The sequence below is a fragment of the Amycolatopsis sp. NPDC003676 genome, assembly GCF_053587275.1.
In genome coordinates this window covers 1-24,224 of record NZ_JBSFNS010000074.1, presented here as the reverse complement: position 1 = coordinate 24,224, position 24,224 = coordinate 1, and the positions used below count along the sequence as shown (strand labels likewise).

Genomic DNA, 24,224 nt, shown 5'->3' with positions numbered 1-24,224 from the left:
GAGACGGCCATGCCCATCACGCCCACCTTTCCGGGTGTCTACATCGACGAACTGCCGAGCGCGGTTCGGACCATCACCGGGGTGCCCACCTCGGTCGCGGCTTTCGTCGGCACCGCACCGCGCGGCGTCACGAACGTGGCGGTGCACATCACCAGCTGGGAGGACTACGAACAGCAATTCGGCGGCCTCGACCCGGCGAGCGACCTCAGCTACGCGGTCTGGCAGTTCTACCAGAACGGCGGCAGCGAGGCCGAAATCGTGCGGGTGACCGGCACCGCGCCGCCTGCCAGTGCTGATCAGCCCGCGGCCGACGACACCGCGCCGGCCAAGGCGCTACCGGCGAAAATCGTTCTGGCGCCGAGCGGGCCGACGCTCTACGCGCGCGGAGAAGGGACCTGGGCCAACGGAACGCTGCTGGCGCGGGTCGACCACGAGACCGCCAAGGACGACCTCAACCAGCTGTACAACCTGACTGTTCACGACCGGACCAGCAAGGTCACCGAGCAGTACCTCAACGTCAGCATCGACAAGAACTCCCCGCGCTCGTTGACGAACGTCATCGCGTCGTCGGGATTGATCGGGTCGGTGGAGAACATCGACAAGCGGCCGGACGCGCACAGTTCCGACAAGCTGGAAGTCGGGCAGGATCCGTTCCAGGACACCACGAAGGACGGCATCTGGTACACCGCAGCGAGCCAGGGCGTCGACGGGCCGACGCCGAGGACCGAGGACTTCCTCGGCGACCCCGGACAGCAGTCCGGCATCTACGCCTTGCTCAAGACCGACATCTTCAACATGCTCTGCCTGCCGGGAGCTCCGGGGCTGATCGGCGGCTCCGCGCAGATCCTGGCCAAGGCGTTGAAGCTGTGCGTCGACCGCAGGGCGATGCTGATCGTGGACCCGGATCCGAATTGGAAGACGACGAACGCGGTCTCCGGCGCGGTGAAGGACTCCACCTTCGTCCTCAACGACGACAACGCCCGCAACGCGGCGCTGTACTTCCCGCGCGTCAAACAGCCGGATCCCAAGCAGGAGAACAGGGTTCGCGAATTCCCTCCGTGCGGGATGATCGCGGGAACGTGGGCGCGCACGGATGTCCAGCGGGGCGTCTGGAAGGCTCCAGCGGGCACCGAGGCGACGTTGAGCGGCATCAGCGGCCTCACGGTCCAACTGTCCGATCCGCAGAACGGTGTGCTCAACCCGCTCGGCGTCAACTGCCTGCGCGGCATGCCGTCGGTGGGGAACGTGATCTGGGGCGCGCGCACTCAACGCGGCGCGGACGTGCTCGCGAACCAGTGGAAATACCTGCCGGTGCGGCGATTGGCGCTCTTCATCGAGGAAAGCCTGTTCCGCGGCACGCAGTGGGTGGTGTTCGAACCGAACGACGAACCGTTGTGGTCGTCGATCCGGCTCAACGTCGGCGCGTTCATGAACAACCTGTTCCGGCAGGGCGCTTTCCAGGGGCGTACGCCGAAGGACGCCTATCTCGTGAAATGCGACGCGACGAACAATCCGCAGAACGACATCGACCGCGGCATCGTCAACATCCTGGTCGGGTTCGCCCCGCTGAAGCCCGCCGAGTTCGTGCTCATCCACATTCAGCAGCTCGCCGGTCAGATCCAGGTGTAGCAGGAGGCAGACGTCATGTCCGACAGCAAGACGAAGCGGCGCGATCCGTACAAGAACTTCCGGTTCCGGGTGAAGTTCGCCGGCGGCGACTATCTGCTCGGGGTCAGCAAGATCACCGGGTTCAAGCGGAGCACCGAGGTGATCAAGCACCGGTCCGGCGGCGATCCGGCGACCAGTGCGAAGCTGCCCGGCCGCACCGAATACGACGCGATCACCCTCGAACGCGGCGTCACCGCGGACAAGGTGTTCGCGCAGTGGGCGAACCGGGTGTGGAGTTTCGCCAACTCCGGGCAGGGGCTGGAGACCTCGCTCAAGGACTTCCGCCGCGACCTCATCGTCGACGTGTTCGACGAGGGCGGCCAGAAAGTACTGTCCTATCAGGTCTTCAACTGCTGGGTCTCGGAATGGCAGCCAGTATCCGATTTGGACGCCAACGCCAACGCGGTCGCCGTGCAGCACATCAAGGTCGAGAACGAGGGGTGGGTCGCCGAGGAGGTTCCGGAGCCGCAGGAGACGTTCTTCGAAGATCCGGCGTGATGCTCACCGAAGCGAGCCTTCTCGATGTGTGGGAGGCGGCGCACGGGTTGGGTGCGGTACGGCGGGCGCTCGCGCTGGCTGTCGCGGGCGGCGCGGAACCGGGCGAGGTCGGCGATCTCGCGGTGGGCCAGCGGGACGAGTTCCTGCTGGCCCTGCGGGAGCGGTGCTTCGGGACTGCGTTTCCGTGTCTGGTGAGCTGTCCTTCGTGCGGTGAGGAACTTGAGCTGGAACTTTCGAGCCGGGATCTGCGTCCGTCGCAAGTGGACGCTTCCGGGGTCGTGGCTGTCGACGGGTACGAGATCGAGTTCCGCCCGGTGACGAGCCGGGATCTGCTGGAAGTCCACAGTAGACGGACGTTGCTCGAACGGTGTGTGGTGACCGCGCGGCTAGGCGAGCAGGAGGTGGAGCGGTCCGAGTTGTCGGACGCGGTGCTCGGCGCGCTCCCGGACGCGTTGGCCGCGGGAGATCCGCAGGCGGACGTCCGGATCGACCTGGACTGCGCGGTGTGCGGTCACCGGTGGGCGTCTCCGTTCGACATCGCGGTTTATCTGTGGACGGAACTGGAAGCTTGCGCGCGGCGGCTGTTGTACGACGTGCACGCGCTGGCGCTCGCCTACGGCTGGTCGGAGGCGGAGGTGCTCGCGGTGAGTCCTGGGCGGCGCCGCCGGTATCTGGAACTCGCGGGGACGATGGCATGAACGATTTCGTGGACCGGCTGCTCGGCCGGATCGACGCACCGCCGATCCGGCCGCTCGTGCCGACGTTGTTCGAACCCGCGAGTCCGGTCGGGGCGGAGCCTGAGTTGCCGATGGGCACGTTCACTGAATCGGCACAGAAGCCTGTGGTCATAAGGGAAACCGAACGTGTTCGTGAGACGCCGGGGCTGGAGCGGGTTATCCGGGAAACCTTGGCGACGCTTCCGGGGCCGGTCGAGCGCGTCCGCGAGAGCGAAGTGTCACACACGGAGCGGGTCGAAAGCGTCCATGAAACCCAGGTGCCGCAACCGAAACCGTCCGAACGCGTTCTCGAATCGCCGGTGCCGTCCCCAAAGGTGGTCGAACGCGTCCGCGAGGTTCCGGTGCCGGGCCAACCGGGCGCGGTGGTTCGGGAAAGCGTCGTCGAATCTCGGACACACACCGAGCGCGCGACCGTTTCCCACTCGGCGAAGGTCACCGAATCGCTGCTGGAACGCGAAGTGCGGACAGAACACCGGCAGCGAGAGACGGTACTGCAGTCAGCCGTCGCGGCGGAGCCACAAACCGCTCCAGCAGCACCAGAACCCGTGCGGGCCGCACCGGTACAGGCGGTCGAACCGGTCCGCGCGCATCCAGTCGTGCGTCCCCAGCCCGAACCGGCACCGCCGTCCCCGCGGCAGCAGCAACCTTTGGTGATCCGGCGGCAGCAGGCACCGGCTCAACCGGATGTGCACATCAGCATCAGCCGGGTCGAGGTCACGGCTCGTCCGGAACCGGCAGCGGCTGCGGCACCGAAACCGCGGCAGGAACGGAAACCGTTGCTGAGCCTCGACGACTACCTCCGGGAGCGGGGATGAGTGACGCCAACGCGATCGAGGCCGTGACCGAGGCGCTGGTCCAGCTGGTGCTCGAAGGCGCGCGCGAGGTCGAGAGCGGAGCGAAGGTCGAAGCGCGGCCGCCGCACGAGACGCCGGGGCCGAGCGGCGATCCGCAGCTCAACCTGTTCCTCTACCAAATCGGCATCGACGAGTCGCTGCGCAACGAGGATCCCGTAGGGCTGCGGCCCGGGGAGCACGGCGATCCGCAGCTGCCGCTCGTCCTGCACTACCTGCTCACCGCGTATGTGCCGGGCGGTGCGGACACTATCGCGCACCGGATGCTCGGCGGTGCGCTGCGGACGCTGCACGAGCATCCGCACCTCAGCCGCGCGCGACTCCGGCAGGTGCAGTCGCCCAGCAACGTGTCGGAACAGTCCGAGCTGATCCGGCTCACCTGGCAGTCCTTCGTGGAGAAGGACATCTACTCGCTGTGGTCGGCGTTCCAGACCAGCTATCGGCTCACCGTCGCGTTCGAGGCCGGGCCGGTGCTCATCGACAGCCGCCGCCCGCCGCGTACGGCGGTGCCGGTGCTGCGTCGGGGCGCGCTGGACCGGGGGCCGGAAGCGGCGGCCAGCGTCGAATCGCCGTACCCGCAGCTCACCGCCGCGGTGCCGGTCGCGGTCGGTCCGGACGGTCTTGAGCACGAGCAGGCTTCGGTCAAGCTCGGCGGACGCGTCGTGCTGCGGGGTGCGAATCTCGACCAGGCGAACGAGGTCCGGTTGTCGCATCCGCTGCTGGCCGGGCCGGTGTCGATTCCGGTCGTGCCGGGAAGCGCGGCCGAGGTCCGGTTCGAGCTGACCGGGCCGCCGCAGGCGTTTCCGGCCGGGCTGTGGTCGGTGGCGGTGGTGTCCGGCACGACGGCGACGAACGAGGTTTCGCTCGCGGTCGCGCCCGAGATCACCAGCGGGATGCCGATGACTGTGCAGCGCGACGGGACTGACGCGGTGGTCCAGCTGGTCTGCCGTCCTCCGGTGCGGACCGGGCAGCCGGTGCTGCTGGTCCTCGGGTCGCGGTCGGTGCTGGAGCGGCGTGCGGTCGCGGCTCAGCCAGAGGATCAGGTGACGGGCGCGGACCTGACCTTCGACGTCCCGGACGCGCCGGTGGGCACCCATCTCGCCCGCCTCCGGATCGGCGGCGTGGACAGTCTGCTGGTCGACCGCACCGGGCCGAAGCCGGTGTTCGACGCCACGCAGACGGTGACGATCTTATGACCTGGGAAGCGGCGAACGGACGCTTCCTCGCCGCGTCGCTGGAGTGGTTGCGGGAGGTGCTGCGGCACCCTGGCGAAGCGGTCTCGACCGCCGCTGTCGACGAAGCCGAGACGATCGGCCCGCCGCCCGCGCTGACTGTGCTGGCGGCGCGGCTCGGGCTGTCCCGGTTCGAGCGGGACACCTTGCTGCTGTGCGCGGCGGTCGAGCTGGATCCGTCGATCGCCGGGCTTTGCGCCGAGGCGCACGGCAATCCGCACATGGCGTATCCGACGTTCGGGCTGGCTCTTCACGTGTTGCCCGATCCGGCGTGGGAAGCCGTATCGCCGCAAGGCGGTCTGCGGTACTGGCAGCTCATCGAGGGTGTTTCCGGGCAGGGCGTGGTGTCCGCGCCGCTGCGGGCCGCCGAGCGTGCGGTCAGCTATCTGAAGGGGCTCAACAGTCTTGACGACCGGCTGAGTCCGCTGGTCACGCCTCTGGCCCGCACGGAGTTGTCGGCCTCGCAGCAAAGGGTTGCCGAGGAAGTCGCCAGTCAGTGGGCGCTCGCCGGTCCGGTTCAGCTCACCGGTGCCGACGAGGCCGCGAAACGACAGATCACCGCGCATGCGGCGGAGATCTCCGGCCTGGCGGCGTATCGACTTGATGCGTCCGCGTTGCCCGCGCAGCCGGTGGAGTTGGACCTCCTTGCCCGGAGCTGGCAGCGCGAGGCCGCGTTGCTGCCGCTGGCGTTGTACCTCGAAGACGAGGGCGGAGCCCGGTTTCTCGACCGGATCACCGGACCGGCGGTGCTCGCCGTGCGGGAAGGCGGGCCGGGTCTCCGATCGATCGAGGCCAGCCCGCCGACGCCGGCGGAACGGGCGGTGGCGTGGCAGGAAGCGCTCGGGAGCGATCAGCCGGTGATCGACGCGCTGGCCGCGCAGTTCGCGCTCGACCTGCCCGGCATCGCGGCGGCGGCCGCGGTCGCGGGGGCCGATCCGGAGAAGGTGTGGCAGGAATGCCGCGTCCGCACCCGGCCGCGGCTGGACGGACGCGCGCAGCGGCTCGAGTCGACGGCGAGCTGGGACGATCTCGTGCTGCCGGAGCAGTCCCGCCTGTTGCTCGGCGAGGTCGCCGATCAGGTGGGCCAACGCACGAGGGTGCACGAGACGTGGGGTTTCGGCGAGCGCGGGCTTGGCTTGAGCGTCCTGTTCGCCGGACCGACCGGAACCGGCAAGACGATGGCGGCCGAGGTGCTCGCGAACCGGCTGGCGCTGGACCTCTACCGGATCGATCTGTCCACAGTGGTCAGCAAGTACATCGGGGAGACCGAGAAGAACCTGCGGAAGCTCTTCGACGCGGCCGAGGGCGCGATCCTGTTCTTCGACGAGGCGGAATCGCTGTTCGGCAAACGCGGCGAGGTCCGCGACGCGCACGACCGATACGCCACCATCGAGGTCGACTACCTGCTGCAGCGGATGGAAGCCCACCGCGGCCTGGCGATCCTGGCGACCAACATGCGTTCGGCGCTGGACACCGCCTTCATGCGCCGCCTGCGGTTCGTGGTCGAGTTCGCCTTTCCCGGCCCAGTTGAGCGGAAGATCATGTGGCAGAAGGCATTCCCGACCCGCGCGCCGTGCGAAGGCCTCGACTTCGGTCGGCTGGCGCAGCTGCAGACGAGCGGCGCGATGATCCGCAACATCGCGCTCAACGCGGCTTTCCTCGCGGCGGCTGCTGGATCGTCGATCACGATGGAGACCGTGCTGGCTGCCGCGCGTACTGAGTTCCGGAAGCTTGAACTTCCCGTGCCGGAACGGGATTTCCGGCGGTGATCGAGGTCCGGATCGATCGGCTGGTGCTGACCGCGTTGTCCGAGGATCCCGGTCAGCTTCGCGACGCCGTGCAAGCCGAGTTGGCGCGCCAGATGGCGGCTGCCGCGCCGCGCCGGGGTTGGCGGGAAGCACGGCGGCGGGTCGTGCTGGCCCAGCTCGCGGAAGGCACGCTCGCGGAGGCGATCGCACGGTCGATTCACCACGGCATCCGCCAGGTGGCCGGCTGAGCGGTGACGCCTCGGTGACGGGGTCCCGGCACGCTTGGCGGCAAGGCGTTCCGCCGTTCGCTGGGGAGGACTACGACGATGACCACCTTTCCGCAGAGCCTGAATCCCGTCCGGGGCGGGTTCGTGCTGGTGGATCCGGACAGCGGGCGGGCGTCGAAGACGATTCCGTTCCAGTACAACCCGGACACGCTCACCCGGACCCTGCAGGTGCAGGGCCTCGGCGGCGAACCGGGCGACCGGCTGGAAGCGTTGCGGCTCAAGGGGCCTTCGCACGAGTCGTACCGGTTCGAGGCCGAGTTCGACGCCACCGCGGCGCCCGACAGGTTTCCCGACGGATTGTTTCCGGTGCTGTGCGCGCTCGAAAAGAGCCTTTCGCCGACGTACACCCAGTTGTACAACGAAGATCTGCTGGCCGGGCAAGGACAGCTGGAAATCGTGCCGGTAGAGGCACCGCTGACGGTGCTTGTGCTCGGCCCTAAACGTGTACTGCCGGTGCGGATCACCGACTTCAGCGTCGCCGAGGAAGCGTTCGACGCCGCGCTCAATCCGATCCGGGCCAAGGTCAGCATCACCGTCCGAGTGCTCACTGTGGACGATCTCGGCTACCCGCATCCCGGCGATCCGGGGGCGCGCGCCAAGGGCGGAACGCTGTACCTGACGTATCTCCAGCAGAAAGAACGCTTCGCCGATGGGGTCAACAACCCAGTGACCGACGTCGGCGTGCCGACCGTCTAGGAGGTGCTTGATGTTCTCCGCGACCAGTCGTTACTACAGCCTGCCCACCGCGGTCTGCGACCTTCCCGACGGTCGTTCGGTCCGCTTCGTCCAGCGGCGGTTGCTGCCGCAGCCGGAGCAGCTCGCGCAGATCGGCGAGCGCGTGGTCAAGCCTCGCGACCGGCTCGATCGCATCGCGGGCGAGGTGTTCGGCGACGCCGAGCAGTGCTGGCGGATCGCCGACGCGAACCGGGCGATGGATCCGGACGCGCTGACCGCGGAGCCGGGCCGCCGGCTGCGGATCACGCTGCCGCCCGGGATTCCGGCGGGAGGGACCGGTGGGTAAGAGCTTTCAGCTGCAGTTGATGATCGGCCGCGTGCTCGCCGCGCCGGTGCCCCGTGATCTGATCGACGCGTTGCAGTCCGTGCAGGTCACCTCGTCCGCGGGCGAGCGCAGCGGGTTCCAGCTGACCTTCGCGGTGAGCCGGAAATCGGTGCTCACCCGGACGTTGCTGCCGTCCGGGCTGCTCGATCCGCCCGCGCGGGTCGTGCTCTCGGTGATCGTCGGCGGTTCGGCGGACGTGCTGATGGACGGCGTGATCACCCGGCACGAGATGAGCCCGGGCGCAGGTCCCGGCGAATCGCGGCTCACGGTGACCGGCGAGGACCTCACCGCGCTGATGGACCTGCGGTACGAGGAAGAGATCTTTCCCGGGATGTCGCTGCAGGTGCGGGTGCTGAAGATCCTCGCGAAGTACGCGATGTACGGAATCGTGCCCGCGCCGGCGCCGGTGCTGCTGTGGGAACCGGAGCCGCCGCAGTCGAAAATCGACGGCCAGTCCGGCAGCGATCTCAGCTATCTCCGGGAACTGGCGCGGCAGGCGGGCTACGCGTTCTACTTGATCCCGGGTCCGGTGCCGGGTGCGAGCATCGGGTACTGGGGGCCGGAAATCCGGGCCGGGGTCGTGCAGCCCGCGCTCACTGTCGATTCCGGGACCGCGACCAATGTGGAATCCCTGTCGTTCAGTTTCGACGGAATGTCCCGGAAGCAGTACACGATCCGGATCACCGAGCCGCACACCAAGATCGGGTTTTCCATTCCGGTGCCGGACCTCGCGTTGCTGCGGCCGCCGCTGGCCGCTCGTCCCGCGGTGACCCTGCAGGAGCAGCCGTTGCCGGACCTGGCCGGCCGGTCCACGACGGAGATTTTGCTGCGCGGCCTCAGCAAAACCGCGAAGGCCGCCGACGCGGTGACCGGACAGGGAAAGCTCGACGTGCTCCGGTACGGCCACGTGCTCAAGTCCCGCGCGCTGGTCGGCGTGCGCGGCGCGGGGCTCGCGTACGACGGCCTCTATTACGTCAACCGGGTCACCCACGAGATCAAACGCGGCGAGTACAAGCAGAGTTTCGGACTGGCCAGGGACGGTTTCGTCCCCTTCTCCCAGCAGGTGAGCGCATGACCGAAGAAACGCGTTTCGACGGCACCTACCAGGGCGAGGTGGTGTCCAATGTGGACCCGCTCGGACTGGACCGGCTGCTCGTGCGGGTCGGCGAGGTGTTGGGCGACAACGCCATCTGGGCGCGGGCGAGCACCGCGACGCCGGGCATGAACGTGGTGCCGCTGATCGGGTCCGGGGTGTGGATCGAGTTCCAGGGCGGCGACATCGGCCGCGCGGTGTGGACCGGGTTCCGGCGCGACGTGGCCGAGGAAGGACCGCCGATCGCGTCGAGCATCCTGCCCGGCGTGCCGCAGGTCGTCATCGGGACGCCGCTCACTCCGTTCGGCGTTCCGCCGCAGAACTACCTTCTCATCACCCAGCAACCCGGCCCGACCGGCGGCATCCAGCTGCAGATCCTGGGACCGTCCGGGCCGTACATCAAGCTCAACGAGACCGGGATCGAACTGTCCTGCGGTCCCGGTCTCGCGTCGATCCGGCTGGCCGGGACCTCGGTCATCGTCAACAACGGCACCTTCGTCGTTCCGAACTAGGAGGTGCGGGGATGCCGGGCTTTTTGCTCCACAGTGGAATGACGATGACCTGTCCGCACGGCGGCGCGGTGACCGCGATCCCGGCCGGGCCGCCCGCGGCGCTGGTGAACGGGATGCCGGTGCTCACCACGAAAGACCAGCTGATCGTCGCCGGATGCACGTTGACTCCGCCGTGCGCGACGGTGCAGTGGACGAACCTCTCGTCCCTGCTGGGTGGCGGGACGCCGATGCTCACGCAGCTGCCTCCGGCTGGCCAGGGCGGCGGTACTTGCCTCGGCTCGCTTTCGCCCGGCCCGCCGATCGTGCTTGTCATGCAACAGTTCGTCACGGGGAGGTGACCACTGTGGACATCGACTTCCCGTTCCATTTCGACCAACGCGGCCGGGTCGCGGAAACCGGCTACGCGAACCACGTGCTCGACCTGATCGAGCAGCTGCTTTTCACCACGCCGGGGGAGCGCGTGATGCGCCCGGACTTCGGCTGCGGACTGCTGGACCTGGTGTTCGAGCCGAACAGTCCGGAGCTGGCGGCGGCAGTGCAGGCGTCGGCGGAAGGCGCGTTGCACCGCTGGCTCGGCGACCTGATCACCGTGCAGCACCTGGAAGTCACCGCCGAGGAAAGCACTTTGCGGATCGAGATCGGCTACATCCTCCTCGCGACCGGCGAACGGCGCGAGGACGTCATCACCGGGAGGGCGCCGTGATCGGTTGTGCGGACGAACGCCGCCGGGCGGACGTGCGCGTCGCGGGCGGCAACGGGATCGATTCGGTGGGCGTGAGCGACGACGGTCGTTCGCTCACGGTGGGATTCTTCGGCAAGGTGCCGGAAGACCTGGTACCGGCCAACTTCCGGATCGAAGGCGGACGGCGGGTTACCGGGATCGCGGTCGTCGCGGTCGAACTGTGGGCGAGCGACGATCCGGACCTCGCCGACGCGGTGCGGCTGACGGTCGACCGGTCCGGAGATCTGTCGGCCTACCGGTTGTCCATTGTGGAATCCGGTCCGATCGGAAAACCGGGGACGAGGCCGTATCCGGGCTTCGATCCGCGGTACTCCCAGGTGGACTTCACCTTCGGCAGTTGCGGTGACGTCGACTGCGCGCCGGTCGAGGAAAGCGCGCCACCGGTGGAAGCAACGGTCGAGATCGATTATCTCAGCAAGGATTACGCCAGCTTCCGGCAACTGCTGCTGGACCGGTTGAAGCTGACGATGCCGTCCTGGACCGAACGGCACGTCCCGGACATCGGCATCATGCTCACGGAACTGCTCGCCTACGAGGGCGACCGGCTCAGCTACCAGCAAGACGCGGTGGCGACCGAGGCGTATCTGGACACCGCGCGGCTGCGGGTTTCCGTACGGCGGCACGCCCGGCTGGTCGACTACGCGATGCACGACGGATGCTCCGCGCGGGCTTGGGTGTGCATCGAGGCGGGCGAAGAGGTCCCGCTCCCGAAGGGAAAGTTCCGGTTCAGCACCCTGCCCGGTACCTCGTTGAAGGAAAGCGATCTTCGCGGTGCGGCGGAGGTTTTCGAGCCGGTCCACGACGAAGAGGTTCGGCTGATTCCTGCGCGCAACCGGATCAGCCTGTGGACGTGGGGCGACCACGACTGCTGCCTGCCCATCGGGGCGACTTCAGCGACCCTTGTGGACAGTGACCGGGCGTTGGGTCTCTCCGCGGGCGACGTGCTGCTCTTCGAGGAACTGATCGGCGTGCCGTCCGGTCTTCCGGCCGACGCTGACCACACGCACCGGCAGGCCGTCCGGCTGACGTCGGTGACCGAGACCGAAGGCAAGCTGTACCAGCAAAAGCTCCTGGAAGTGACCTGGGCCCGCGAAGACGCGCTTACCTTTCCGTTATGTGTCAACGCTCGCGGCGGGCCCGAATGTGTCGAGCTTGAGGTCGGTGTCGCGAGGGGGAACGTGGTGCTGGTCGAGCACGGTCGGCGGATCGACCCGGAGTGCCACTGCGTTCCCGACCCCGCGCCGGACGAGCCGCAGTGCCCGCGCGACTGCGGCTGTGGTTGCGGCGGCGAGGCCGAACCCCAACCGGCTTACCCGCCGCTGCCGGTGGTCGTTCAGCCGCAGTTGCGCCACCAGCCGGTCACGCAAAGCGTTCCGTTCCCGGATCCCGCCGACATCGCGGCGGCGCAGGCGCGCTGGCTGGTGGGTCTCCCTGGCCGGATCCGCGCGCGGCTGACCAAGCTGTGGCGGAGTGAACTGTCCGAAGAGGACATCGAGTTCGTCACCGTGCTTTTCGGGGCCAAGCTCGTCAAGAAGCTGCACCTTCGTGAGCATCCACGACGCGCCATCCGGTACCTGCTGGCGTGTTTCGACGACCTCCTGGAAACGAAACTGGAACGGCTGAAAGACCTCATCCGCCAAGCTCGCGCGGGGTACGTGCTCACCGCGAAGAACGAGGGCTGGGAGATCGGTCAGAGCTGGGGCGCGGACGAAGGCAGGAAGCTCGACGAGCACCGTGCGGCATTCCGTGGTCCGGCAACTCTCGCCACCCGACCGGACCCGCGCGCGGCACTGCCCGCGGTGACCGTCACGGATCGAAATCATGGTGTTTGGCTGCCACAACGGGATCTGCTCGAGAGCGGACCGACGGACCGGCATTTCGTAGGCGAGGTCACCGACACCGGCGCGACCGTCCTGCGGTTCGGCGACGGTCGCAATGGCGCGAAGTTTCCGTTGAGCGGCGAGCTCACCGCGGCGCTGCGGGTAGGGACCGGTCTGGCCGGGAATGTCGGCCGCGAAGCGATCAGCAGCATCATCTTCGAGCGCACCGACGTGCCCGGCATCCGCAGCGTGCGGAATCCGTTGCCTGCGATCGGCGGAGTCGATCCCGAGCCGGTGTCCGAGGTACGGCTGCGCGCTCCGCAGGAGGTCCGCCGTCGTTTGCTGCGCGCCATCACAGCGGACGACTACGCGACGCTGGCTGGCGCCTCGCCGAGTATCCAACGAGCCGCGGGCGACTTGCGGTGGACGGGAAGCTGGTACGAGGCGCAGGTCGCGATCGATCCGCTCGGCATGGAGGTCGCGCCGACCTGGCTGCTCGACGAAACCCGCGCCGGGCTGTACCGGTACCGGCGGATCGGCCACGACCTTTCCGTCTTCACCGCGACCCTCGTCCCGCTCGACCTCACGGTGCACGTCGAGGTGCTGCCGGACCACATCGCCGGACACGTGCGGACAGCGTTGCGACGGGCGCTCGGCGCGTTCTTCCAACCCGATCACCTCACCTTCGGCACCCCGATCCGGGTCGGCCAGATCGTCGCGACCGCGGCCGCGGTACCCGGGGTCCGGCACGCCGAGGTGACCCGGCTGGAGCGGCTGTTCGGCCCGCCTGGCACCGCGCTCGCCACCGGCGTCCTCCCGATCGGGCCGCTCGAAGTGGCGCAATTGGACGACGACCCGAGCCGGCCCGAGAACGGGCAGCTCACCCTCGACCTGGCAGGCGGACGATGAACTGCGCGCGCACCGGCCCGACGACTCCGGCCACGACCTACCAGCGCCCCGGCTTGCCCGCGCTGTCCCGGCGGATCGGCACCTACGCGCGGTTCCGCCAGTCGATGCTGGCCCGGCTCTCCAGCCGGGCGGCGCTGGCCCCGCTCACCACGCGGGACCCGGACGACCCGGCGATCGCGCTGCTGGACTGCTGGGCCGTCGTCGGCGACGTGCTGACCTTCTACCAGGAGCGGATCGCCAACGAGGGCTACCTGCGGACCGCCACCGAACCCGAATCGCTCACCCACCTCGGCACTCTCGTCGGCTACACGCCGCGGCCCGCGCTGGCGGCGACCACCTTCCTCGCGTACACGCTGGATCCCGGCGCGCGGACGGTGATTCCGGCGGGCACTGCCGCGAAGAGCGTGCCCGGGCAGAACCAGCTGCCGCAGACCTTCGAGACCACGGCGGAACTGCAGGCGCGCGAGGAGTGGAACGCGCTCCAAGTCGCCACTGCCGACCCGGTGGACATCACCGCCAAGAGCGCCCGCGAGATCGAACAGATCGGGATCCAAGGCACCACCGCGGCGCTCAAGCCGGGGGACCGGTTGCTGCTGCTGTTCGGCATGTTCCCGCCGGTGATCCGCGTGGTCGCCGAAGCGGCGGCGGACTTCCAGGCCAACCGGACGACCGCGAAGCTGGTCACCACGGGTGCCGACGAGCTGAACCAGGCGATCGCCCGGCTCCTCGAGGCGATCGGCACCGCGGTGGAGCGAAAGCCCGCGCCGTCGGACTGGATCAACAACACGGTAACCGCGTTGAAGAACACCCAGACCTACCTGGCCAGCCTCGGCACTTCGGCCACGGTGACCTGGGTCCTCGCTCGCACGGCCTACCATGTGAGCACCGAGCTGGCAGAGGAGGCCGCGCTCGCCCGGGCGCACGCGAGCTGCGCGATCCAGGACTGGTTCCGCGATTTCGTCGGACCCGTTTCGGACGCGACGGACGTGCTGCTGAAGCTCTGTACCGCGGCGTTGAGCGAAAGCGATCCGGAACTGCGCTATCTGAGCAACTTCGCCAGAGCATTGTTCTGCTCCTCGCCGGGATACCGCTTCGACGGCAGCAGCGACGGCTGCGGATGCGGTTGCAGCTACGGCACCGACTGCGACCGCGCGGCGGCATTGGCCGGGCTCACCCCGGTGCTGCCGTGGCTGCGTCGCGAGCCGTCCCGGCCGCCGCGCAAGGCGGTCGATCTTCCGTCCACAGTGGACCAATTGTTCCATGCCGGTTCCGACGTGCACCCGAAGCTGCTCATCGCGGCCGACCCCCGGCTGGGGCCGAATCTGCACCACGCGTGGGCGAACGAGCAGATCGCGAATCCGCCCGCGCTGTCCGGTCTCCAGGTGCTGCGGACCAGGGCGGTCGCGATTGCACGCCCGGCCGGTAAGGAAGCGGACTCGGCGGGCACCACGAAGGTGTGGCTGGACGCGGTGTACGACGGCATCGCCGGCGGCAGCTGGGTCGTGCTCGAATCGCCGGATGGCCAGCGGTCCGCCGCGCAAGTGACGTCGGCGGAGCTGGACAGCGTCGACGTCACCGTTCCGGGCAAGTCCGAGCCGGTCGGGAAAAAGCAGGTCACCACGATCACGGTGAACCAGGTCGTTTCGCCGGTTCCCGGGGCGGGCACGGTCGTCTGGGCGCGCGGCGAAACGCTCACCGCGGTCGGCGACCCGATCACCAAGGACGTCGCGGGCGCCGAGATCGAACTGTCGCGGGTCTACGACGGGCTGCGGCCGGGCCGATGGCTGGTGGTGTCCGGCGAACGCACCGACGTGCCGCACACCAGCGGGGTCCAGGCCGCCGAGGTGACGATGGTCGCCGGGATCCGGCAGCGGGTCGAGCCGACCCGCCACGGCAGCCGGGTCCGCACGTTCCTGTCGCTGGCCACGGAGTTGTCTTACCGGTACCGCCGGGACACCGTGACCCTCTTCGGCAACGTCGTCGAGGCGGATCAGGGCGAGACCCGCACCGAGGTGCTCGGCAGCGGCGATCCAGGCGTCGCGAACCAGGTTTTCCAGCTGCGCCAGGCCAATGCGGACAACCCGCTCACGTTCCGGCCGTCCGCCAACGCTTCCGGCGCGGAGAGCACGCTCACCGCTCGCGTGGCCGGCGTGCGGTGGCACGAAACCGACGGGCTGGTCTGGTCCGGGCCGACGAGTCACGACTACGAGGTCTCCGTCGGCGCGGGCGGCACCCGCTCGCTCCGGTTCGGCGACGGCGTCCACGGCGCGCGCATTCCTGCCGGGGTGGAGAACGTGACGGCGGTTTACCGGATCGGCGCGGGCCACGACGGGAATGTCGCGGCCGGACAGATCAGCCAGGCCACCGGACGACCGCCGGGCGTGCGCGCGGTGACCAACCCGCTGGCGTCCGGCGGGGGAGCGGACGGCGACGGACCGGCGGACGCCCGGGCGTCGATCCCGCTGCGGATGCTCGCGCTCGACCGGCTGGTGTCGATCCGCGACTACGAGGACTTCACCCGTGCGCGGGCTGGGATTGGGAAAGCCAAGGCCGCCAAGCTTTCCGACGGCGGACGGCGGGTCGTGCACGTGACGGTCGCGGCGACCGGGGACGCGCGGATCGATTCGTCCTCCGGTTCGGTGGTCGCGCTGGAAGCGGCGTTGGCGAGCTTCGGCGATCGCGGCGTCGAGGTGCGGGTCGCGGTGCGGGAACGGGTGCTGCTCGTGCTGCACGCCGGGATCAAGGTGCTGCCGGACTACTCGTGGGAGCTGGTGGAACCGGCCGTCCGCGCCGCGTTGCTGGACAAGTTTTCCTTTGCCCGCAGGGAACTCGGCGAACCCGCGTTCCTCAGCGAAGCGTTCGCCGCGATCCAGGCGGTGCCGGGCGTCGACTATGCCGCCATCAAGGTGTTCGACGGCATCGGCGGCGACGTCACACCGGTCGAGTTGGCCACGGTCGCGGACCGGCTCACCGAGGCTAAGCCGTGCGTCGGCGCGTCCGGGGCGCGGTTCGAGGAGGTTGTCGACGAGGTGGGCTACGTGGACTCGTTCGGCGAGGACACATTGACGACGATCGCGCTCCGGCACGGGCTGACGGTGGACGAATTGGTCCGGCTGAACCCGGGGGTGGAGTCGACGATGCTCAAGTGGGGACAGAAGTTGACTGTGTACCGCGGAATCCGGCCCGCGCGGCTCGCCGTGCTCCCGGCGGGAGTGCCGGAGGCGTTGATGTTGGTGAGGATCCCATGACCCGCAATCCGGACCGGCTCTACGACCTGATGCCGTCGGTCTACCGGCGGCGCGACGAAGAAAACGCGGGGCCGCTCAAGGCGTTGCTCGGCGTGATCACCGAACAGGCCGACCTGATCGGCGCCGACCTGGACGCGCAGTACGCGGACTGGTTCATCGAGACCTGCCAGGATTGGGTCGCGCCGTACCTCGGCGATCTCGTCGGGTACCAGCTCCTGCCGGGCGCCGACGAAACGCTCGCGACGGGATCGGCGGCGGCCCGGCGGTTGTTGTCCGCTCTCGCGCCTCGTCGCGATGTCGCGCACACCGTCGGCAATCGGCGACGCAAGGGCACGTTGGCGTTGCTGGAACAACTCGCCGCGGATGTCGCGGAATGGCCCGCGCGGGCGGTCGAATTCCGGCAGCTGCTGACGGTTTCGCAAGCCGTCCGGCTGCACGGACGAGACCCGCGCGCGGACCGGCGCAGGCTGACCCGGGGACAGCTGGCCGACCTGCGCGGGACTGACGCGCTCGACCGGCTCGACGGGCCGTTCGACGAGCTGGCACATTCGATCGACGTCCGGCGGATCACCTCGCACCGGGGGACCGGCCGGTACGGCATCCCGGAGATCGGCCTGTACGTGTGGCGGCTGAAGCCGTATTCGATCACGTGCGGGCCCGCGTATTGCGAGGACCGGGCGCGGACCCGGTTCACGTTCAGCATCCTCGGCAACGACACGCCGCTGATCGTCTCCCCGGTGCGGGAGCCGTCGCCGACCCACATCGCGGACGAGACGAACGTGCCGGTTTTTATTCGGCGGCAAGCCTTTGCCGAGCGACCGGCGGTCTACTATGGACCCGAGAAGAGCCTGTGCGTCTACCTCAGCGACGGGAAGCCGATCCCGCTGGCCGACATCATTCCGGCGGATCTGTCCGGGTGGCGCTACCGGCCCGCGCACGGGAAGGTCGCGCTCGACCCGGTGCTCGGCCGGATCGCCTTCCCTGCCCGGCAGGCACCGGAATCCGGAGTGTGGGTCGACTATCACTACGGGTTCTCCGACGACCTCGGCGCCGGTGAATATCCGCGCGCGACGGAAGCGGCGCAGCACGTCTATCGGGTCGGTCCCGGATGCCACGAACTCGTCATGGAAGCCGTCGAGGAATGGCAGCGGGACAAGGAAACCGATCCGAAAGCGCGCAAGGCGGTCATCGAATTCACCGACAGCGGGGCGTACCAGGAACAAATCAAGCTGGTGCTCGACCGCGGCGATTGCCTGACGCTGCGGGCAGCCAACGGGCAACGTCCGGTGCTGCGGCTGCTCGACTGGAACAGCAACCGGCCGGACGCGCTGCGGATCATCGGGACCGACCGCGGCGCGAAGGACGATCCGCTGCCGAAGGTTGTCTTCGACGGGCTGCTGATCACCGGGCGCAGCGTCCAGGTGCACGGTCCGGTCGGGCAGTTCGCGTTGCGGCACTGCACTTTGGTGCCCGGATGGTCGCTCGACGCGAAGTGCTGTCCGGAGCACGAGGAAGAGGCGAGCGTCGAGCTCACGGACACGCCAGCATGTCTGTGCGTGGAACACAGCATCCTCGGCACGATCCTCGTCACCGCCGACGAAGTGCACCGCGAACCCAACCAGATCCGGCTCACCGACAGCATTCTCGACGCCGCCGGGCCCGGCCTCGCCGCGCTGTGCGGTCCGGATGACGGCTGCGCGCACGCGGTGGTCGACTTCCGCCGGTGCACGGTGTTCGGCTCCGTATTCGCCCACGGCGCCGGGCTGCTCGAAAACTCCATTATGGACGGTCGGGTGCGAATCGCTCGTCGGCAGGACGGCTGCGTACGGTTCTGCTGGCTGCCGGAAAGTTCGCGCACCCCGCCCCGATTCCATTGCGAGCCCGAGCATTCCGGTGATCCGGTCCGCGTCGTCCCCCAGTTCACCTCGACCCGCTACGGCACCCCGGGTTACGCGCAGCTCGCGCGGTCCGGGCCGGAAGAAATCAGCCGCGGCGCGGAGGACGGTTCGGAAATGGGGGTCTTCCACGACCTGTTCCACCCGCAACGCGAGGACAGTCTCCGGCTGCGGCTCGCCGAGTACACCCCGGCCGGCACGGACGCCGGCATCCTGTTCGCCACTTAGGAGACCGCCATGCAAGCCGACTTCTCGCGCCGCACCTTCGACTCGCTGAAGCACTTCTCCGCGGTGCTCGCGCAGCAGGGCCGGGTCCAGCTCGACGCGGACGCGAACGAGCAGGCCGCGATCCTGCTGTACCAGCTGCGGACCACGGTGGCCGACCTGCTCGGCCAGTCCGCCGCGCCCGCCGGGGCGCACGGATTCCGGATCGAACCGCACCAGGACCACGCGAAAATCGACGATCTGAGCATCTCGGCCGGCCGGCTGTACGTCGGCGGGCTGCTGGTCGAGAACGACGAGGCCACGAGCTACTGGACCCAGCCCGAGGGCTACCTCGACCAGGAGAAGGACGAACTCCCCGAGGCCGGGCCGTTCGTGGTGTACCTGCGGGTGTGGGAACGGCTGATCACCGCGTTGCAGGATCCGGCGATCCGCGAGATCGCGCTCGGCGACCCCGGCCCGGACACCGCCGCGCGGGCCAAGGTCGTCTGGCAGGTGGCCTGGTGCGCGGGGCAGACCGTCGACGATTTCGAGAAATTCCGGAATTCGCTGAACCCAGAGCCCGGTTTGCTTGCCGCCCAGGCGAAACACCCGGGTGACACCGATGCCTGCCACCTGCCGCCCGAGGCGCGGTTCCGTGGGCAGGAGAACCAGCTGTACCGCGTCGAGGTGCACACCGGCGGTCGCGGGTGGACGGATTCGGTGCCCAACAAGGGTTTCCACCGGCGGCTGCACGGCGCGACCTTCAAGTGGTCGCGGGAGAACGCGTCGGTGGTGTTCCCGATCGTGTCGGTGTCCGGCGCGACGGTGACGCTCGGCACGCTGGGCCGGGACAGCAAATTGGACCTGGACGTCGGCGACTGGGTCGAACTGCTCGACGACGCGGCCGCCACCCGCGTCGCGGACGACCTCCCGGCGGAGGACCGGCCCAAAGCCGCGCCCGCATTGCGTAAGGTCATCGCGGTCGACCCGGCGGACCGGCTGGTCACTCTCGACGACGAACTCGACGAACGCTGCGGTCCCGGTTCCGACGCGGACCTGCGTCCATTCCTGCGCCGCTGGGACCACCTCGCCCCGGACGACAGCGCGGACGGCGCGGTGCCGCTGGTCGAGAACACCTGGATCGACCTGGAGGACGGCGTCCAGGTCCGGTTCGAGGCCCCGCCGAGATCGTCGGCGGAGGACCCGGCGGGCCAGCCGGGCACCTACCGGCGCGGCGACTACTGGCAGATCCCGGCCCGCACGGTGACCGGAGACGTCGAATGGCCCCGCGACGACGACGGCCCGGTTCCGGTGCCGCCGCACGGGGTCGAGTACCGCTACGCCGTGCTGGGCGTGCTCGACGCGGACGGCAAGGTGAGCCATTCGCCGGACAGCTTCGACCCGCTCTTCCGGCCGGGGCCGAATCCCGTCGCGCCCGCGCCTCCCGCGGAGACCCCGAAGAAGGCGACTGAGATCGATGCGCCGCAGCCGGTCGCGCATCCGACGGATTCGGTGGTGTTCGCGGCGGAGAAATCAGCCGGTGCGTCCACCGGTGCGAAAGCCGTTTCCCCGGCGTCGAGCCCGACTCACGCGACGGGCACCGCGGGCGCGGGCGGCAACGGTTCGACCGCATCCGTCGTCCCCGTGCCTGACCTCGCCACCGAACCGGATCCCCCCGACCCCACTGTCGCTTCGCCGAACACCGCGGTCGCTTCACCGACCACCACCGAGCCGTCCGCACCCGAGACGACACCCGCCACCGAGCCGGAGAAACCAGCCATGACGCAACAGTCCACGCAACAGACTTCGCAACTCGGCGACCACTTCACGTCCTGGCTGCGCACCGTCGTCCCCGGCCTGTGGTCGGCGCTCGTCGCGTGGCTCGTCTCGCTGGGCCTGCCCGCTTCGGTGACCGACGCGGTGTCCGGGCTCGGCAACCAGGTGATCGTCCCGGTCGTGCTGGCCATCGTGTACGCGTTGCTGCGGCAGCTCGAACCGCAGATGCCGCCGTGGCTGACGCGAGTCCTGCTCGGGTCCAACCGGCCGCCGAGCTACGCCGAAACCGGGTCGGATCACCATGCGCTGGGCTGACTATTCCGCGGGTACGCCCAGCCCGGGGTCGCTCAAGTCGGCCGGTTTCGACGGAGTGATCCGTTACGCCGGGCTGGGCCGTGGCACGAAACGGCTCACCGGCGGCGAATACCGGACTCTCGTCGGCGGAGGGATGACCGTCGCGCTGGTCATCGAGCTGGGCACCGACGACGCGTGGGGCAGCGGCAACGACGACGACTTCGCCCGCGGCGCCGCGTTCGGCCGGGCGGGCCTTGCCGACGCGCGCGGCATGGGCATCGCGGACTCGGCGCTGATGGCCTGCGCCGCCGACGCCCATGCCGCGGCCTACCAACTCGACGACGTCGTGCGGTTCGCGAACGGGTTCGCCAGCGTCGTCGGCCGGAACCGGGCCGGGTTCTACGGGTTCTCCGAGACGCTGCGCGCGGTGCACGACGCCGGGGTCGTGTCGTGGTACTGGCGCTGCGGTTCGCAACCCACGGCCGCCGAGCGGACCTGGACGCATCTGTGGCAGCGCAACGACGGCACGGTCAGGGTCGACCGGATCCCGTGCGACATCAACGAGCAATACATCCCGCTTCCCGGCGGCGGCCCCGGGCCCGGCGCCGGCCCCGGCAATGACGAGGAGACTCTGATGCTGATTCCCGCTGCGCCGAACGGCGACCACTTCTACATCCCGCTCGCGGGCCGTCCGCCGTACCTGTACCTGTTCGCCGGATACGGCGACACGATCGAGATCAAGCAGATGGACTTCGTGCGCTCGACCAAGGAAGGCACCCAGGGCGACTTCGTGCCCGGCGCGCAGATCCGGAACTTCACGTTCCTTTCCGACCGGCCGGGCCCGCTGGACCTGCGCAGCGCGGCCGCGGCCGGCGCGATCGGCATCTCGATCTGGTACCAGGCAAAGCATTCCTTCACCGCATACGTCGGCTGACTCCGCTCGTCCCCGCCGGCGCGCGGCCACGTACTCTCGCGAGCTCAGCCCGGCAGCTGGGCACCGTCCGGGAAGTCGGTGGACCGGCTCAGCTCGGCCCATTCCTCGATCTCCTTGTCGACAGCGGCGCGGCCGTTCGCGACGAGACGCAGCGCGTCCGAGCCGAGCACCAGGTGCGCGGGCGGATTCGGGACGTCGAGAATGCGCAGCACCGCCTCGGCGGCCTTCCGCGGATTGCCGAGCTGCTTGCCGCTGGCGGCAAGACGATGCTCGCGGACTGGGTTCATCACCTGGTCGTAGTCCGGCACGGAACGGTCGGTGCGGACCATCGACCGGCCCGCCCAGTCGGTGCGGAACGAGCCCGGCGCGACCGCGGTGACGTGCACGCCGAACGGGGCGACCTCCTTGCCGACCGTTTCGAGAATGCCTTCCACGGCGTACTTGCTGCCTTGATAGAAGGACGTGCCCGGCACGGTGATCAGCCCGGCCATCGAGGTGACGCCGAGGATGTGCCCGCGCCGCCGCTGCCGCATATACGGCAGCACTGCCTTCACTGTCGCGACGACGCCGAACACGTTCACCTCGAACTGCGCGCGCAGCTCGGCCATCGTCGACTCTTCGAAGACGCCCTCGTGCCCGTACCCGGCGTTGGCGATGGCGACGTCGATCGGGCCCACCTCGGCTTCGATCTCGTCGACGGTCCGGAACACCGCGTCGTCGTCGGTGACATCGAGGATGCGTGCGAGGGATTTCCCCGGCTGGAGCTGCTCGAACGCCTCGGCGTCGGGCCTGCTTGCGGACGGTGCCGACGACGGTGTGGCCGGCCTGAAGCGCGGCCTCGGCGAACGCGCGGCCGAGACCGGAGCTGGCACCGGTGATCAGGAAGATCTTGGTCATGCCCCGAACTCTACACCGCGTTGAGAAAAATCTGCACTGCGTCAGAAATAGTCAGCGTGATAGAACGGGCAGGTGGAAGAGCAAGGCACCCGGGCCCGCCGCCGGACGGCTCCGACCAAGGGAGACCTGCGCGAGCGCGCGATTCTCGACGCGGCGGAGCAGCAGTTGAACTCGACGGGCGGGGCGTGCATGACCGTCGCGACGATCGCGCAGGAAGCCGGGATCACCCGAGGCGCGCTCTACTTCTACTTCGGGTCCAAGAACGAGGTGCTCGCCGCGCTCGTCGAACGGACGGTGGCCAAGCTGCGCACCGAGGTCGACGCAGTGGACGCGGCCGCCGCGGCTCCCGGCGACGCGGTCCGGCAGGGGATCGGGCAGACCGCGCGGATGTGGCGCGAGCACGGCACGGTGATGCGCACGGCGGTCGAACTGTCGCCGTCGGTTCCGGCGATCGACCAGGCGTGGCGTTCCGCGGTGGTCGCGCTCGCCGACACCATGCGCGGGGTCGCCGAGCGCGCCGGACTGGTCTCCGGAACCGCGGCCGAGGTCGCCGCCGCGCTGGTCTGGATGACTGAACGCGTCTTCTACCAGGCGTTTGTCGCCGACAGTTCGCTGGACGACGCCGCCGCGACGCTGACCCGGGTGTGGCTGGCGGCGCTCGGCCTCGCGACCTAGCCGTTCTTCTGGAGTTCCAGGCGGGGTTGCGCGGCCCGCCGGGGTCCTGCCCGCGCGGACCGGGCGCGGGCGACATTGGGGCAACTATGGCTCTCCGCGGAACTTCGGGGCAACGTCATTCGGTGCTTCACGTCTTTGGGTGCAGAGATTCGCCAAAAGACACGGGGAGCACGAAATGGGATTCACCGCGATGAAGTCGATGAAGCTGGTCATGGTCGGCGGGGCTGTCGCCGCGACCGCGTTGCTTTCCGCGTGCAGCGGAAACAACGTCGACGGAAATGGTTCCGCGGCGAAGAGCATTTCCGACGCGGCGGCGGTCAAGCAGGGCGGTTCGGCCGGTGCGGCGGGCACCGCGGCCACGTCGAACGGTGACGTCAACTGCAGCAAGCTCGGCGGACAGGTCGGCCCGGCCGACGGCAAGCAAATGGACTTGATCGCGGTGCAAAGCACCAATGGCAGCATTCCCGGCTGCACCGAAGCATTCAATGTGATGACCAAGTACTACGAATTGGCGCCGTCGCAGGGCGAAGGACCTGGCCACCGCGTTCTCGGAATCGAAGGGCACTGGGACTGCGCATTGGGCGCGGAAGAGGAATTCGCCCAGGGCGTCGTGAACTGCGGCAAGGACGGCGGCACCGAGTTCATGATCAAGACCGCGCCGACCGCGGGCAAGGGCTCCGGCCAGCAGCCCGCGGCCCCGACCCGCCGCTTCCCGAACACCACGCAGACCGTGCAGTTCACCGGGTTCGACCGTTCGGTCAACATGGCCCAGTTCCAGCTGATCACCTGGAAGAAGGGCGGTGCGGACAACGGCCACTACGTGCCCGTTCCCGGCGACGGCAAGACCTACCGCCTCCCGGTGAGCAAGACCGCGCAGGTGTTCGGCGCGGCCGAGCTGTGCCCCGGCGGCGACGTGGCCATCGACCAGCAGGGCCGCGGCACGAACCCGTGCACCGAGCAGGCGCTGATGGAGGCCCTGACCGGCCCGACCCCGCCGCTCGCCGAGATCCACGTCGACAAGAACGACAACATCGACGTCGCCAAGGAGCTTTACCGCCCCTGACGCGACCGGCGGGATCGCCGTACGTGAGGGGAACCCTGAGGGAATCAGATTCCCTCAGGGTTGCCCCCACGAACATTATAC

General features: G+C 69.0%; 21 protein-coding genes. 20 read left to right on the top strand and 1 reads right to left on the bottom strand.

The genetic code is table 11. The annotated features are described in order from the left end of the window. The first annotated feature begins 9 nt into the window (after positions 1 to 9). The 18 genes from ACWDNU_RS31650 (at position 10) to ACWDNU_RS31565 (ending at position 21,508) form a co-directional block, all read left to right on the top strand. A complete protein-coding gene (locus ACWDNU_RS31650) occupies positions 10 to 1,629 on the top strand; it encodes a phage tail sheath family protein (protein ID WP_449671573.1) in 1,620 nt (539 codons plus the stop codon). 15 nt (positions 1,630 to 1,644) lie between these two features. Next, positions 1,645 to 2,166: a phage tail protein gene (locus tag ACWDNU_RS31645; RefSeq protein ID WP_370940140.1), complete on the top strand. Its 522-nt coding sequence runs from the start codon at positions 1,645 to 1,647 to the stop codon at positions 2,164 to 2,166. After that, positions 2,166 to 2,864, top strand: coding sequence for a T4 family baseplate hub assembly chaperone (locus tag ACWDNU_RS31640; RefSeq protein ID WP_449671585.1), 699 nt, complete (start codon positions 2,166 to 2,168; stop codon positions 2,862 to 2,864). The genes ACWDNU_RS31645 and ACWDNU_RS31640 overlap by 1 nt, the downstream gene beginning before the upstream one ends. Then, entirely contained in the window at positions 2,861 to 3,718 is an 858-nt protein-coding gene (locus ACWDNU_RS31635) for a hypothetical protein (protein WP_449671572.1), read from the top strand. Before ACWDNU_RS31640 ends, ACWDNU_RS31635 begins: the two co-directional genes overlap by 4 nt. Further along, positions 3,715 to 4,950, top strand: a complete 1,236-nt coding sequence (locus tag ACWDNU_RS31630; RefSeq protein WP_449671571.1) for a DUF4255 domain-containing protein — start codon at positions 3,715 to 3,717, stop codon at positions 4,948 to 4,950. The genes ACWDNU_RS31635 and ACWDNU_RS31630 overlap by 4 nt, the downstream gene beginning before the upstream one ends. After that, positions 4,947 to 6,755 (top strand): ATP-binding protein, encoded by a 1,809-nt coding sequence (locus ACWDNU_RS31625; protein WP_449671570.1) that lies wholly within the window; start codon positions 4,947 to 4,949, stop codon positions 6,753 to 6,755. The genes ACWDNU_RS31630 and ACWDNU_RS31625 overlap by 4 nt, the downstream gene beginning before the upstream one ends. Beyond that, the gene (locus ACWDNU_RS31620) at positions 6,752 to 6,982 is read left to right on the top strand and encodes a hypothetical protein (protein WP_370940135.1); all 231 of its coding nucleotides are present in this window, start codon (positions 6,752 to 6,754) and stop codon (positions 6,980 to 6,982) included. The genes ACWDNU_RS31625 and ACWDNU_RS31620 overlap by 4 nt, the downstream gene beginning before the upstream one ends. Positions 6,983 to 7,060: 78 nt before the next feature. Then, entirely contained in the window at positions 7,061 to 7,717 is a 657-nt protein-coding gene (locus ACWDNU_RS31615) for a hypothetical protein (RefSeq protein WP_370940134.1), read from the top strand. Between the two features lie 10 nt (positions 7,718 to 7,727). Further along, entirely contained in the window at positions 7,728 to 8,042 is a 315-nt protein-coding gene (locus ACWDNU_RS31610) for a LysM peptidoglycan-binding domain-containing protein (RefSeq protein WP_449671569.1), read from the top strand. Further along, the gene (locus tag ACWDNU_RS31605) at positions 8,035 to 9,156 is read left to right on the top strand and encodes a hypothetical protein (protein ID WP_449671568.1); all 1,122 of its coding nucleotides are present in this window, start codon (positions 8,035 to 8,037) and stop codon (positions 9,154 to 9,156) included. Before ACWDNU_RS31610 ends, ACWDNU_RS31605 begins: the two co-directional genes overlap by 8 nt. Continuing rightward, the gene (locus ACWDNU_RS31600; protein ID WP_370940131.1) at positions 9,153 to 9,686 is read left to right on the top strand and encodes a phage baseplate assembly protein V; all 534 of its coding nucleotides are present in this window, start codon (positions 9,153 to 9,155) and stop codon (positions 9,684 to 9,686) included. Before ACWDNU_RS31605 ends, ACWDNU_RS31600 begins: the two co-directional genes overlap by 4 nt. An 11-nt stretch (positions 9,687 to 9,697) precedes the next feature. Next, positions 9,698 to 10,024 carry a hypothetical protein gene (locus tag ACWDNU_RS31595; protein WP_370940130.1) on the top strand — a complete coding sequence of 109 codons (327 nt, stop codon included), beginning with the start codon at positions 9,698 to 9,700 and terminating at the stop codon, positions 10,022 to 10,024. Between the two features lie 5 nt (positions 10,025 to 10,029). Beyond that, complete coding sequence (locus ACWDNU_RS31590; protein WP_449671567.1) at positions 10,030 to 10,389, top strand: GPW/gp25 family protein; 360 nt, start codon at positions 10,030 to 10,032, stop codon at positions 10,387 to 10,389. Continuing rightward, a complete protein-coding gene (locus ACWDNU_RS31585) occupies positions 10,386 to 13,157 on the top strand; it encodes a putative baseplate assembly protein (RefSeq protein ID WP_449671566.1) in 2,772 nt (923 codons plus the stop codon). The genes ACWDNU_RS31590 and ACWDNU_RS31585 overlap by 4 nt, the downstream gene beginning before the upstream one ends. Continuing rightward, positions 13,154 to 16,405, top strand: a complete 3,252-nt coding sequence (locus ACWDNU_RS31580) for a putative baseplate assembly protein (protein WP_449671565.1) — start codon at positions 13,154 to 13,156, stop codon at positions 16,403 to 16,405. Before ACWDNU_RS31585 ends, ACWDNU_RS31580 begins: the two co-directional genes overlap by 4 nt. Beyond that, positions 16,402 to 18,528: a hypothetical protein gene (locus tag ACWDNU_RS31575; RefSeq protein WP_449671564.1), complete on the top strand. Its 2,127-nt coding sequence runs from the start codon at positions 16,402 to 16,404 to the stop codon at positions 18,526 to 18,528. The genes ACWDNU_RS31580 and ACWDNU_RS31575 overlap by 4 nt, the downstream gene beginning before the upstream one ends. Positions 18,529 to 18,537: 9 nt before the next feature. Then, entirely contained in the window at positions 18,538 to 20,595 is a 2,058-nt protein-coding gene (locus ACWDNU_RS31570) for a DUF6519 domain-containing protein (protein ID WP_449671563.1), read from the top strand. Continuing rightward, positions 20,582 to 21,508 (top strand): glycoside hydrolase domain-containing protein, encoded by a 927-nt coding sequence (locus tag ACWDNU_RS31565; RefSeq protein WP_370940124.1) that lies wholly within the window; start codon positions 20,582 to 20,584, stop codon positions 21,506 to 21,508. Before ACWDNU_RS31570 ends, ACWDNU_RS31565 begins: the two co-directional genes overlap by 14 nt. A gap of 44 nt (positions 21,509 to 21,552) precedes the next feature. Here ACWDNU_RS31565 and ACWDNU_RS31560 read toward each other — a convergent pair whose 3' ends face one another. Next, positions 21,553 to 22,380, bottom strand: a complete 828-nt coding sequence (locus ACWDNU_RS31560; protein ID WP_449671562.1) for an oxidoreductase — start codon at positions 22,378 to 22,380, stop codon at positions 21,553 to 21,555. Positions 22,381 to 22,477: 97 nt separating this feature from the next. Between ACWDNU_RS31560 and ACWDNU_RS31555 the strand changes: the two genes are divergently transcribed. Further along, entirely contained in the window at positions 22,478 to 23,080 is a 603-nt protein-coding gene (locus ACWDNU_RS31555; RefSeq protein ID WP_449671561.1) for a TetR/AcrR family transcriptional regulator, read from the top strand. A 175-nt stretch (positions 23,081 to 23,255) separates the two neighbouring features. Further along, complete coding sequence (locus ACWDNU_RS31550; RefSeq protein WP_449671560.1) at positions 23,256 to 24,143, top strand: hypothetical protein; 888 nt, start codon at positions 23,256 to 23,258, stop codon at positions 24,141 to 24,143. The last annotated feature ends 81 nt before the right edge of the window (positions 24,144 to 24,224 follow it).